The sequence below is a fragment of the Pseudomonas sp. FA-1 genome, assembly GCF_056856075.1.
On sequence record NZ_JBWXTH010000001.1, the window covers coordinates 310,434 to 323,244 of the forward strand.

Genomic DNA, 12,811 nt, shown 5'->3' on the forward strand with positions numbered 1-12,811 from the left:
CGGAAATAGCTCAAGGTTTGAGCAACTTTTGATCAGGACATGGATTTATGTTGCCTGTGCGGCCCTCATCGCGGGACAAGCCCGCTCCCACCGAGAGCCCGTTGTGCGCAACTCCCTGTAGGAGCGGGCTTGTCCCGCGATGGGGCGCACATGATCACCATCGCACCACAATGGTGCGCCGCTTCAAAAAAACGCATCTTATGGGTGCATTTTCAAAGGTACCCTTTAGGCAAAATGCCTGCCAACGCCCCCTTTTATCCCATCCTCGCCATTTTCGAGCACTGGCATGCAAATTGCTCTCTTGTGAGGCAGGTAAGCTTGGCCGACTATCCGCGCCCGGCGACACCCTTTTTCCAGGGCAGCGGCCCACCGCGCCCTAGACCATCCGGAGGACAACATGTCGAAGTCGGTTCAACTCATCAAAGATCATGACGTCAAGTGGATTGATCTGCGTTTCACGGACACCAAAGGCAAACAGCACCACGTCACCATGCCCGCTCGCGATGCGCTGGAAGACGACTTCTTCGAAGCCGGCAAGATGTTCGACGGCTCGTCGATCGAAGGCTGGAAAGGTATCGAAGCCTCCGACATGATCCTGATGCCGGACGACGCGTCCGCCGTCCTGGACCCGTTCACCGAAGAACCGACCCTGATCTTGGTCTGCGACGTGGTCGAGCCGTCCACCATGCAAGGCTACGACCGTGACCCACGCGCCATCGCCAAGCGCGCCGAGGAATACCTCAAGACCACCGGCATCGGCGATACCGTGTTCGTCGGCCCGGAGCCTGAGTTCTTCATCTTCGACCAGGTCAAGTTCAAGTCCGACATCTCGGGCTCCATGTTCAAGATCTACTCCGAACAGGGCTCCTGGATGACCGACCAGGACGTCGAAGGCGGCAACAAGGGCCACCGCCCTGCTGTCAAAGGCGGCTACTTCCCGGTTCCGCCGTGCGACCACGACCACGAAATCCGTACTGCCATGTGCAACGCCATGGAAGAAATGGGCCTGGTCATCGAAGTTCACCACCACGAAGTGGCCACCGCCGGCCAGAACGAAATCGGTGTGAAGTTCAACACCCTGGTCACCAAGGCTGACGAAGTCCAGACCCTGAAATACTGCGTGCACAACGTGGCTGACGCCTACGGCAAGACCGCCACCTTCATGCCCAAGCCGCTGTACGGCGACAACGGCTCGGGCATGCACGTCCACATGTCGATCTCCAAGGACGGCAAGAACACCTTCTCCGGCGAAGGCTATGCCGGCCTGTCCGATACCGCCCTGTACTTCATCGGCGGCATCATCAAGCACGGCAAGGCCCTGAACGGCTTCACCAACCCGGCCACCAACTCCTACAAGCGTCTGGTGCCTGGCTTCGAAGCCCCGGTCATGCTGGCCTACTCGGCCCGTAACCGTTCGGCCTCGATCCGTATCCCGTACGTTTCCAGCCCGAAAGCCCGCCGTATCGAAGCGCGCTTCCCGGACCCGGCTGCCAACCCGTACCTGTGCTTCGCCGCCCTGCTGATGGCCGGCCTGGACGGTATCCAGAACAAGATCCACCCAGGCGATGCCGCCGACAAGAACCTGTACGACCTGCCGCCTGAAGAGGCCAAGGAAATCCCGCAGGTCTGCGGCAGCCTGAAGGAAGCCCTGGAAGAGCTGGACAAGGGCCGTGCGTTCCTGACCAAGGGCGGCGTGTTCTCCGACGACTTCATCGATGCCTACATCGAGCTGAAGTCCGAAGAAGAGATCAAAGTCCGCACCTTCGTCCACCCGCTGGAATATGACCTGTACTACAGCGTCTGATTCCAGACCTGTACGACCCGGCGTAACGAAAGGCCTCCTCTGGAGGCCTTTTCATTTCAGACAATGCCTACAGCATTCTTCGTCCAGCCACCGCAGGCTCAGAGCTTCGTCTTCCAGATGGAGCCTCTTCATGCCACGCACTGCCCGCCTTGCCCTCGCCGCCTCGATACTGTTGACAGGCTGCACCAGCCCCTCCATCGGGCCCAACGGCGCCGAGACTGAAGTCCTGCTTCGTACCACCAGCGCCTGGGACGGCACACCCTATGAAGCCTATCCCAAGGGGCAACCGGAGCTGGCATTGCTCAGAATAAGCATCCCAGCCAACACCGCTCTCGACTGGCACTGTCATACGGCCCCCAACGTGGGCTTTGTGATGGCAGGCGAGCTGGTGGTCGAAACCCAGAACGGCAAGCAAAGAACGCTCAAAGCCGGGGATGCACTGGCCGAAATCGTCGGAGGCATCCACCGCGGCTTCACCGAGGAACAACCGGCGCAGTTGCTCGTGTTCTATGCAAGCGCTCCAGGGGTTCCCGATGCCACGCCTGCGCCGCTCTGTCCTGAGCAGATTTGAGCGTTTTCTTCGCGCCTACCCTGGAGGAGGAACCGATGCCCATACGCATGCTCACCTTCCTGGTGCTCGCCACGAGCCTGCTTGGCTGCGCCACGCCTGACAACCGCAACATCGCTCTGGTTCGCCTCTTGGACAACATGGAACAGCGCCTGGAGCTGGCCGAAGCCGTTGCCCTTCACAAGTGGGACCAGCGCCAGCCGGTACAGGCTCCGCAGCGCGAACGAGAGGTTCTGGCCAACGTGCGCCAGGCAGCCCCTGACTATCGCCTGAGCCCAACGCGCGCCGAAGCGTTCTTCGCCGACCAGATCGAAGCCAACAAGCTGCTGCAATACCACTACCTCAACACATGGCACCAGCAACGCCGTGCGCCCAAGACCCCGCGCCGCGACCTTGCCAGTGAAATTCGCCCACAGCTCGACAACCTGCAGAACCAGCTGCTCCTGGACCTGGCGCGCTTCGACCAACAGCGCACGCCATTGTGTGCCGAACAACTGGCCGATGCCCTGGCCCAGCGCTCGAAGAATGTCCCCCACTCCTTCGCCTTGGTCCGCGCCACCGCGCAGCTGTGCGAACGCAGCTGAACGCCCTATGCTCTATATTGGTGCACCGCGAGGCCATGCGCCCCGCGATGCATCCCAATACAGGTCACAAGAAACGATAAACCAGGGCTTTTTGTCCTGATTTCGCACAAATCCAGGCCTTTATCCGGAAAATCCGCTTCTTTTCGGAGCCTTGGTTTGTTTCTTGCATTTTCCTTTGCACCGAGAGGATCACCCGCGCGCGCCCTAGCCCAGCCGGAGCCCGCTCACGAGCCAACCACGCGCCCAAACGAGGTCCAAGACGCCATGACCATCAGCGATGCCCAGCACCGGCTGCTCCTGGACAACCTGACCACGGCCACGCTTTTGCTCAATGCCGAGCTGCGCCTGGAGTACATGAACCCGGCGGCGGAAATGCTGCTGGCGGTCAGCGGGCAGCGCAGCCATGGGCAATTCATCAGCGAGCTGTTCACCGAATCGACCGAGGCGCTCAATTCCCTGCGCCAGGCCGTGGAACAGGCGCACCCGTTCACCAAGCGCGAAGCCCAGCTCACCTCCCTGACCGGGCAGGCAATCACCGTCGACTATGCCGTCACCCCCATCCTGCACCAGGGCCAGACCTTGCTGCTGCTGGAGGTCCACCCCCGCGACCGACTGCTGCGCATCACCAAGGAAGAAGCCCAGCTGAGCAAGCAGGAGACCACCAAGCTGTTGGTACGCGGCCTGGCCCACGAAATCAAGAATCCTCTGGGGGGGATCCGTGGCGCGGCGCAATTGCTGTCACGCGAGCTGCCCCATGACGACCTGCGCGACTACACCAACGTGATCATCGAGGAGGCCGACCGTCTGCGAAACCTGGTCGACCGCATGCTCGGCTCGAACAAGCTGCCGTCGCTGGCCATGACCAACGTCCATGAGGTGTTGGAGCGGGTCTGCAGCCTGGTGGAGGCAGAGAGCCAAGGCGGCATCACATTGGTGCGCGACTACGACCCGAGCCTGCCGGACGTGCTGATCGACCGCGAACAGATGATCCAGGCCGTGCTCAATATCGTGCGCAACGCCATGCAGGCGATCGCCGGGCAGAACGAACTGCGCCTGGGCCGAATTACCTTGCGCAGCCGCGCCGTGCGCCAGTTCACCATCGGCCACATCCGTCATCGCCTGGTCGCACGGATCGAAATCATCGACAACGGCCCGGGTATTCCCGCCGAACTGCAGGACACCCTTTTCTACCCCATGGTCAGCGGGCGCCCGGACGGCACCGGGCTGGGCCTGGCCATCACCCAGAACATCATCAGCCAGCACCAGGGCCTGATCGAATGTGACAGCCACCCTGGCCATACCACCTTCTCGATTTTCCTGCCCCTGGAACAAGGAGCCACCGCCTCATGAGCCGAAGTGAAACCGTCTGGATCGTCGACGATGACCGCTCCATCCGCTGGGTCCTGGAAAAAGCCCTGCAACAGGAAGGCATGACCACCCAGAGCTTCGACAGCGCCGACGGGGTCATGGGCCGCCTGGCCCGGCAACAACCGGACGTGATCATTTCCGATATACGCATGCCCGGTACCAGCGGCCTGGACCTGCTCGCACAGATCCGCGAACAGCACCCGCGCCTGCCGGTCATCATCATGACTGCCCATTCCGACCTGGACAGCGCCGTGGCGTCCTACCAAGGCGGCGCCTTCGAATACCTGCCCAAGCCGTTCGATGTGGACGAAGCCGTCGCGCTGGTCAAACGCGCCAACCAGCATGCCCAGGAGCAACAGGCGCTCGACGTGCCGACAAGCCTGGCCCGCACGCCGGAGATCATCGGCGAGGCCCCGGCGATGCAGGAGGTGTTCCGCGCCATCGGCCGGCTCAGCCATTCCAATATCACCGTGCTGATCAATGGTGAGTCCGGCACCGGCAAGGAGCTGGTGGCCCATGCGCTGCACCGTCACAGCCCGCGCGCGGCATCGCCGTTCATCGCGCTGAACATGGCGGCGATCCCCAAGGACCTGATGGAATCCGAACTGTTCGGCCACGAGAAAGGTGCCTTCACCGGCGCGGCCAATCTGCGCCGCGGCCGCTTCGAACAGGCCGATGGCGGCACACTGTTCCTCGACGAGATCGGCGACATGCCAGCCGACACCCAGACCCGCCTGCTGCGAGTGCTGGCCGATGGCGAGTTCTACCGGGTTGGCGGGCATGTGCCAGTCAAGGTGGACGTGCGCATCATCGCCGCCACGCACCAGAATCTCGAATCGCTGGTGCAGGCCGGCAAGTTCCGCGAGGACCTGTTCCACCGCCTGAACGTGATCCGCATCCATATCCCGCGCCTGGCAGACCGGCGCGAGGACATTCCCGCCCTGGCGCGTCACTTCCTTGGCCGGGCGGCCAAGGAGCTGGCAGTGGAACCCAAGCTGCTCAAGCCGGAAACCGAGGAATTCATGCGCAACCTGCCCTGGCCGGGCAACGTGCGCCAGTTGGAGAACACCTGCCGCTGGATCACCGTCATGGCCTCCAGCCGCGAGGTGTTGATCGGCGACCTGCCACCGGAGCTGCTCAACCTACCGCACGATGCGGCGCCGGTGACCAACTGGGAACAAGCCCTGCGCCAATGGGCCGACCAGGCCCTGACACGCGGCCAGTCGAACCTGCTCGACAGCGCCGTGCCCAGCTTCGAACGCATCATGATCGAGACCGCCCTCAAGCACACCGCCGGGCGCCGGCGCGATGCGGCGGTGCTGCTGGGGTGGGGGCGCAATACCCTGACGCGCAAGATCAAGGAGCTGGGCATGCGGGTCGATGGCGGGGATGAAGAGGACAGCGACGACCACTGACGCAATCGCGGGGCAAGCCCGCTCCCACGGGAGGCCGCTGCCCTCAGCACCGTGCCCCCCTGTAGGAGCGGGCTTGTCCCGCGATTGCGTCTGCAAGGGCAACACCTCAAGCCGCCTCTTGCACCGATCCGGTGCCCACCGCACTGCCCAAAGGCACAAAAACTACCGGAAGTCCCGCCAGAACCGTTCTAAACCCAGCATTCACGGGCTTTTGCAGAACTGGCACGGCACCTGCAATACACCAGGTACCTCCAGTTTTGGGGACCTCGGTACAGGCAGGCCGGGATATCCCCTCTTTTATTCGTGCAGCTTCACCCGCACCCGCCAGCGACCAGCGTCCTCTGCACCGGCCCATTCGCCCTGCAGAGGGCGCGCGGCAACCACGGTCAATAGCAGCCCCTCTTCGCTCTGGCGCAACCGCCAGGCCGCAGGCTTGCCCTGGACCTGCATCTGGCCGCGCTGTTCCCGCCCCTGGGCCTGGAAGACCAGCGCCACCGTGCCCTCTACGTTTTCACCATGTAGCCTGGGCTCGTCATCGAACCACAGCTCCAAGCCGTCCGGCACCACCCCCACCTGTTCCAGTATCCGCTCCTCAGGCGCGGTCAGGCGGCCGATCATCAGGCCCATCATCAAGCCGACGATGGCCAGTGACAACAGCACACGTGGCCAGGCCTTCGAACGCAGGTCGGGTTCGAGGGTAGAATGCTCGTCATCATTACGCCTGGAGCCGTGCATGTTTCACGTCATCCTCTTTCAACCAGAGATTCCGCCGAATACCGGCAACATCATCCGCCTGTGCGCCAACAGCGGCTGCGACCTGCACCTGATCGAGCCGCTGGGCTTCGAGCTGGACGACAAGCGCCTACGCCGGGCAGGGTTGGATTACCACGAGTATGCCACGCTCAAGCGCCACCAGAGCCTGGCCGACTGCCTGGAAAGCCTCGGCCAGCCGCGGCTGTTCGCCTTCACCACCAAGGGCTCGCACCCCTTCCATGAAGTGGCGTACCAACCGGGCGATGCCTTCCTGTTCGGCCCTGAGAGTCGCGGGCTGCCCGCCGAGGTGCTGGACAGCCTGCCCGCGCAGCAGCGCCTGCGCCTGCCGATGCGACCAGGGTGCCGTAGCCTGAACCTGTCCAATACCGTGGCGGTGACGGTGTACGAGGCATGGCGCCAGCAGGGGTTTGCCTGACAGGCGCTGAATCTTTCACGACGAACACCTGGCAGCCCTGACACATCCTCAAAACGCCCCATAAAAAAGCGCCCCGAGGGGCGCTTTCTTCATACCGGCAGGATCACTGAACGGTCGGCGCTTCGCCAGCTTCCTGCATACGCTGCATCTCTTGCGCGTACAGGGCGTCGAAGTTGACCGGCGACAGCATCAGGGCCGGGAACGAACCACGGGTCACCAGGCTGTCCAGGGTCTCGCGGGCGTACGGGAACAGGATGTTCGGGCAGAACGCGCCGAGGGTATGGCTCATGGAAGCGGCGTCGAGGTTCTTGATCAGGAAGATACCAGCCTGCTGCACTTCGGCGATGAACGCCACTTCCTCGCCATTCTTGACGGTCACCGACAGGGTCAGCACCACTTCGTGGAAATCGCTTTCCAGGGCCTTCTGGCGGGTGTTCAGGTCCAGCGAGACGCTCGGCTCCCACTGCTGGCGGAAGATCTGTGGGCTCTTCGGCGCTTCGAACGACAGGTCGCGCACGTAGATACGCTGCAGGGAGAATTGCGGGGAGTTGTCTTCGGCGGCGCCGTTGTTCTGCTGGTCTGTCATGGCAGATCCTTTTCCTAATGGTTATGTAAGAGGAAGTGCTCAGGCCTCGAGCAGGGCGTCGAGCTTGCCTGCGCGCTCCAGGGCGTAGAGGTCATCGCAACCGCCAACGTGAGTGGTGCCGATCCAGATCTGCGGCACCGAAGTGCGGCCGGCCTTCTGGCTCATCTCGGCGCGCACCTGGGGCTTGCCGTCGACCTTGATTTCCTCGAAGGCCACCCCCTTGCTCTCGAGCAGGTACTTGGCGCGCATGCAATAGGGGCAATAGTCGCTGGAGTAGACGATGACAGGCTTCATGATCACTTCACCAGGGGCAGGTTATCGGCTTTCCAGCTGGAAACGCCACCGCTGAGCTTGGCGGCAGTGTAACCAGCCTTGAGCAGCTCGCGGCAGATGGTGCCGGACTGCTGGCCCATGCTGTCCACCACGATCAGGGTCTTGCCCTTGTGCTTGTCCAGCTCGGCCATACGGTTGACCAGTTTGTCCTGCGGGATGTTCAAGGCGCCTACGATGTGGCCCGCCCCGTATTCCTTGGCCGGACGGATGTCGATCACCACGCCCTTGTCGGCGTTGACCAGGGCGGTCAGCTGGCCATTGCTCAGGCTCTGGCCGCCACGGCGGATCTCGTTGATGAGCAGCAAGACCAGGAGTACAACGAAGATCGCGACCAGGATGTAGTGGTTTGTCGCAAATTGGATCAGGTTAGCAACCATCTGAGGGTGTTCCACGCGATTGAAAATGCCGGCCAGTATACACAGCCCCCAAAGCCGGCCAAAGCCCGCCGGGCCCGCTGGGAAAACACCTACATCGGCAGCCTGTCGGAGCGATGGCCGGCCATCCGGAGGAAATTGGCCGCGCTTGGCCGAATTGCCCTAGAATGCGTGTCTTTATCATCTTGCAACCGTGAGTAGGATTGATGACAAGCACGCCAAAACCCTTGGTCCTGATTATCCTGGATGGTTTCGGGCACAGCGAAAGCCCCGAGTACAACGCCATCTTCGCCGCCAACACCCCGGTCTACGATCGCCTGCGGGCCAGCCAGCCCCATGGCCTGATCTCCGGTTCCGGCATGGATGTCGGGCTGCCCGACGGCCAGATGGGCAACTCCGAAGTCGGCCACATGAACCTCGGCGCAGGGCGTGTGGTGTATCAGGACTTCACCCGGGTGACCAAGGCCATCCGTGATGGCGAGTTCTTCCACAACCCAGTCCTGACCGGCGCGGTGGACAAGGCCGTAGGTGCCGGCAAGGCCGTGCATATCCTCGGTCTGCTCTCCGATGGTGGCGTGCACAGCCACCAGGACCACCTCATCGCCATGGCCGAGCTGGCCGCACAACGTGGCGCCGAAAAAATCTACCTGCACGCCTTCCTCGACGGCCGTGACACCCCGCCACGCAGCGCGCAGTCATCCATCGAGCTGCTCGATGCCACCTTCGCCAAGCTGGGCAAAGGCCGTATCGCCAGCCTCATCGGCCGCTACTACGCGATGGACCGGGACAACCGCTGGGACCGCGTCGCCGCCGCCTACAACCTGATCGTCGACAGCGTCGCCGACTACACCGCCGACTCGGCCGTGGCAGGCCTGGAAGCCGCCTACGCCCGCGATGAAAGCGACGAGTTCGTGAAAGCCACGCGCATCGGCGAAGCGGTGAAGGTCGAGGACGGCGATGCCGTGGTCTTCATGAACTTCCGCGCCGACCGCGCCCGCGAACTGTCCCGCGTGTTCGTCGAGCCCGACTTCAACGAGTTCCCCCGCGCCCGCCTGCCGAAACTGGCCGCCTACATCGGCCTGACCCAGTATTCGGCCAAGATCCCGGCCCCGGCCGCATTCGCCCCGGCCAGCCTGGACAACGTGCTCGGCGAATACTTGGCCAAGCACGGCAAGACCCAGCTGCGCATCGCCGAGACCGAGAAATACGCCCACGTCACCTTCTTCTTCTCCGGCGGGCGCGAAGAGCCGTTCGAAGGCGAAGAGCGCATCCTGATTCCGTCGCCGAAGGTGGCCACCTACGACCTGCAGCCTGAGATGAGCGCACCGGAGGTCACCGACCGCATCGTCGAGGCCATCGAGCAGCAGCGCTACGACGTGATCGTGGTCAACTACGCCAACGGCGACATGGTCGGCCACACCGGCGTGTTCGAGGCGGCGGTCAAGGCCGTCGAGGCCCTGGATGGCTGCGTCGGCCGCATCGTCGAGGCGCTGGACAAGGTCGGCGGCGAAGCGTTGATCACTGCCGACCACGGTAACGTCGAGCAGATGGAAGACGCGTGCACCGGCCAGGCGCACACCGCCCACACCACAGAGCCTGTGCCGTTCATCTATGTCGGCAAGCGCGACCTCAAGGTTCGCGAAGGCGGCGTGCTGGCCGATGTGGCGCCGACCATGCTCAAGCTGCTGGGGCTGGAAAAACCCGCGGAAATGACCGGCACCTCGATTCTGGTCGACGCCTGAGCCATTGCCAGGGGCTGCAAGGCAGCCCCGCTGCACGGTTTCCAGACAAACGCCTCGCCACAAATACCGCGAGGCGTTTTTTTTGCGGGCACGGGCGGGCATACTAGGCCAGTCTCCATCCCTGGTACGCCCAACCCCATGCTCCGCGCCCTGATCCTCATCGCCCTGTCCTGCCTGCTCAGCCCGGCCTTCGCCGACGAGCGTGCGCAGACCCAGCAACAACTGGAAGCCACCCGCCAGGACATCGCCGAGCTGAAAAAAATGCTGGGCAAGCTCCAGGAGGAGAAGTCCGGTGTGCAGAAAGACCTCAAGACCACCGAGACCGAAATCGGCGATCTCGAAAAACAGGTGGAGGCGCTGCAAGAAGAACTAAAAAAGACCGAGGGCGAGCTGGAGCGCCTTGATACCGAGAAAAAAAAACTCCAGAGCGCCCGCGTTGAACAACAGCGACTGATCGCCATCCAGGCCCGCTCCGCCTACCAGAGCGGCCGCGAGGAATACCTCAAGCTGCTGCTCAACCAGCAGAACCCCGAGAAGTTCGCCCGCACCCTCACCTACTACGACTACCTGAGCAAGGCGCGCCTGGAACAACTGCGCGCCTTCAACGAAACCCTGCGCCAGCTGGCCAACGTCGAGCAGGACATCAGCCGCCAGCAGGCGCAGTTGCTGGCCCAGCGCGGCAACCTCGACAGCCGCCGGCAGGCCCTCGAGGCCGTCCGCAACGAGCGCCGGCAGGTGCTGGCCAAGCTCAACGGCGACATGAAGGCTCGCGACCAGAAGCTGCAGGCTCGCCAGCAGGACCAGGCCGACCTCACCAAGGTGCTCAAGACCATCGAGGAAACCCTGGCCCGCCAGGCCCGCGAAGCCGAGGAAGCTCGCCAGAAGGCGCTGCTGGCCCAGCGCGAGGCGGAAAAACGCCGCCAGCAGGAAGCCCTCGCCGCCCGCTCGGCCACCGAAACGCCCACGAAAAAGGCCCGAACCACGCTGGGCCCGCTGGTTTCCAGCGACGGCGCGAACTATGGCGGCGCATTTTCTGCCGCGCGCGGAAAACTTCCATGGCCGGTCAATGGTCGATTGCTGGCACGCTTCGGCGATGCACGCGGTGGCGATGCCCGGGCCAAGTGGGACGGCGTGATGATCGGCGCCAGCCCCGGCACCCAGGTGCGCGCCGTGCACGGCGGGCGCGTGGTGTTCGCCGACTGGTTGCGCGGCGCTGGACTTCTGGTCATTCTCGACCATGGTAATGGTTACCTGAGCCTGTACGGCCACAACCAGAGCCTGCTCAAGAGCGCCGGCGATATCGTCAAGGCCGGCGAAGCCATCTCCACCGTCGGCGACAGCGGTGGGCAGGACAGTTCGGGTCTGTACTTCGCCATCCGCCAGCAGGGCCGGCCGACCGACCCTGCCCAATGGTGCCGGGGCTAGCCCCCTCAAACGTCTACGGCGTAGCGCAACCCACCGCTGCGCCGATGCTCCCGCGGGAGCGCCAACAGGATCAGGAGTTCGTTCGACATGCTGCACTCGCCTCGCCTCACCCAGCTGGCCCTGACCATCGCACTGGTGGTCGGCGCGCCCTTGGCCTGCGCCGCCGAGCCGGCACCGGCAACGCCGGCCAGCCGCGCTGCGGTCCCGGCCACCGAGGTGACGGCCAACGCACCGCTGCCGCTGGATGAGCTGCGCACCTTCGCCGAAGTCATGGACCGCATCAAGGCGGCCTATGTCGAGCCGGTGGACGACAAGACCCTGCTGGAAAACGCCATCAAGGGCATGCTCAGCAACCTCGACCCGCACTCGGCCTACCTGGGCCCCGAAGACTTCCAGGAGCTGCAGGAAAGCACCAGCGGCGAATTCGGCGGTCTGGGCATCGAAGTGGGCATGGAGGACGGCTTCGTCAAGGTGGTATCGCCGATCGACGACACCCCGGCCTCGCGCGCCGGCATCGAGGCGGGCGACCTGATCGTCAAGATCAACGGCGCCCCGACCCGTGGCCAGACCATGACAGAGGCCGTCGACAAGATGCGCGGCAAGGTCGGCGAGAAGATCACCCTGACCCTGGTGCGCGACGGCGGTACGCCGTTCGACGTGACCCTCGCCCGTGCGGTGATTCAGGTCAAGAGCGTGAAGAGCCAGCTGCTGGAAAATGACTATGGCTATATCCGCATCACCCAGTTCCAGGTCAAGACCGGCGATGAAGTGGGCAAGGCCCTGGCCAAGCTGCGCAAGGACAACGGCAAGAAGCTGCGCGGCGTGGTCCTGGACCTGCGCAACAACCCAGGCGGCGTCTTGCAGTCGGCGGTGGAAGTGGCCGACCACTTCCTGACCAAAGGGCTGATCGTCTACACCAAGGGCCGCATCGCCAACTCCGAGCTGCGCTTCTCGGCCGACCCGGCCGATGCCAGCGAAGGCGTGCCGCTGGTGGTACTGATCAACGGCGGCAGCGCCTCGGCCTCGGAGATCGTCGCCGGCGCCCTGCAAGACCAGAAACGCGCCGTGCTGATGGGCACCGACAGCTTCGGCAAGGGCTCGGTACAGACCGTGCTGCCGCTGAACAACGACCGCGCCCTGAAGCTGACCACTGCCCTGTACTTCACCCCCAACGGCCGCTCGATCCAGGCCCAGGGCATCGTCCCGGATATCGAAGTACGCCCGGCCAAGCTCACCGCCGAAGCGGACACCGACAACTTCAAGGAAGCCGACCTGCAAGGCCACCTGGGCAACGGTAATGGTGGCGCCGATCGTCCGACCGGCAGCGCCAAGCGCAAGGACCGCCCGCAGGATGGCGACTTCCAGCTCAGCCAGGCCCTGAGCCTGCTCAAGGGCCTGAACATCACCAAGGGTGACTGACCCT

13 protein-coding genes are annotated in these 12,811 nt (G+C 63.7%); 9 read left to right on the forward strand and 4 right to left on the reverse strand.

What is annotated here, in order from left to right; translation table 11 throughout:
• The first annotated feature begins 397 nt into the window (after positions 1–397).
• The 5 genes from glnA to ntrC all read left to right on the forward strand — a co-directional run bounded on the left by glnA (position 398) and on the right by ntrC (position 5,739).
• Complete coding sequence (gene glnA, locus AC1MHZ_RS01410) at positions 398–1,804, forward strand: glutamate--ammonia ligase (RefSeq protein WP_084853940.1); 1,407 nt, start codon at positions 398–400, stop codon at positions 1,802–1,804.
• A gap of 130 nt (positions 1,805–1,934) precedes the next feature.
• A complete protein-coding gene (locus AC1MHZ_RS01415) occupies positions 1,935–2,375 on the forward strand; it encodes a cupin domain-containing protein (RefSeq protein ID WP_324816712.1) in 441 nt (146 codons plus the stop codon).
• A gap of 35 nt (positions 2,376–2,410) precedes the next feature.
• Positions 2,411–2,956, forward strand: a complete 546-nt coding sequence (locus tag AC1MHZ_RS01420) for a chorismate mutase (RefSeq protein WP_084853937.1) — start codon at positions 2,411–2,413, stop codon at positions 2,954–2,956.
• Between the two features lie 264 nt (positions 2,957–3,220).
• Entirely contained in the window at positions 3,221–4,306 is a 1,086-nt protein-coding gene (glnL, locus tag AC1MHZ_RS01425; protein WP_084853935.1) for a nitrogen regulation protein NR(II), read from the forward strand.
• Entirely contained in the window at positions 4,303–5,739 is a 1,437-nt protein-coding gene (gene ntrC, locus AC1MHZ_RS01430; RefSeq protein WP_482965946.1) for a nitrogen regulation protein NR(I), read from the forward strand. The genes glnL and ntrC overlap by 4 nt, the downstream gene beginning before the upstream one ends.
• 297 nt (positions 5,740–6,036) lie before the next feature.
• Here ntrC and AC1MHZ_RS01435 read toward each other — a convergent pair whose 3' ends face one another.
• Complete coding sequence (locus AC1MHZ_RS01435) at positions 6,037–6,474, reverse strand: hypothetical protein (RefSeq protein ID WP_482965947.1); 438 nt, start codon at positions 6,472–6,474, stop codon at positions 6,037–6,039.
• Between AC1MHZ_RS01435 and trmL the strand changes: the two genes are divergently transcribed.
• Entirely contained in the window at positions 6,473–6,928 is a 456-nt protein-coding gene (gene trmL, locus AC1MHZ_RS01440) for a tRNA (uridine(34)/cytosine(34)/5-carboxymethylaminomethyluridine(34)-2'-O)-methyltransferase TrmL (protein WP_084853930.1), read from the forward strand. The two genes, AC1MHZ_RS01435 and trmL, sit on opposite strands and share 2 nt — an antisense overlap.
• Before the next feature lie 103 nt (positions 6,929–7,031).
• Here trmL and secB read toward each other — a convergent pair whose 3' ends face one another.
• Genes secB through AC1MHZ_RS01455 form a run of 3 tightly spaced genes read right to left on the reverse strand, consistent with a single transcriptional unit; the run spans position 7,032 to position 8,224 of the window.
• Positions 7,032–7,514 carry a protein-export chaperone SecB gene (gene secB / locus AC1MHZ_RS01445; protein ID WP_084853928.1) on the reverse strand — a complete coding sequence of 161 codons (483 nt, stop codon included), beginning with the start codon at positions 7,512–7,514 and terminating at the stop codon, positions 7,032–7,034.
• 39 nt (positions 7,515–7,553) lie between these two features.
• Positions 7,554–7,808, reverse strand: coding sequence for a glutaredoxin 3 (gene grxC, locus AC1MHZ_RS01450; protein WP_043212544.1), 255 nt, complete (start codon positions 7,806–7,808; stop codon positions 7,554–7,556).
• Positions 7,809–7,810: 2 nt separating this feature from the next.
• Entirely contained in the window at positions 7,811–8,224 is a 414-nt protein-coding gene (locus tag AC1MHZ_RS01455) for a rhodanese-like domain-containing protein (protein WP_224457204.1), read from the reverse strand.
• Between the two features lie 203 nt (positions 8,225–8,427).
• Between AC1MHZ_RS01455 and gpmI the strand changes: the two genes are divergently transcribed.
• The 3 genes from gpmI (at position 8,428) to AC1MHZ_RS01470 (ending at position 12,807) form a co-directional block, all read left to right on the forward strand.
• Complete coding sequence (gene gpmI / locus AC1MHZ_RS01460; protein ID WP_084853924.1) at positions 8,428–9,963, forward strand: 2,3-bisphosphoglycerate-independent phosphoglycerate mutase; 1,536 nt, start codon at positions 8,428–8,430, stop codon at positions 9,961–9,963.
• A gap of 138 nt (positions 9,964–10,101) precedes the next feature.
• Positions 10,102–11,388, forward strand: coding sequence for a murein hydrolase activator EnvC family protein (locus AC1MHZ_RS01465; protein ID WP_084853922.1), 1,287 nt, complete (start codon positions 10,102–10,104; stop codon positions 11,386–11,388).
• A gap of 87 nt (positions 11,389–11,475) precedes the next feature.
• A complete protein-coding gene (locus AC1MHZ_RS01470) occupies positions 11,476–12,807 on the forward strand; it encodes a S41 family peptidase (protein WP_084853921.1) in 1,332 nt (443 codons plus the stop codon).
• Positions 12,808–12,811 lie beyond the last annotated feature (4 nt).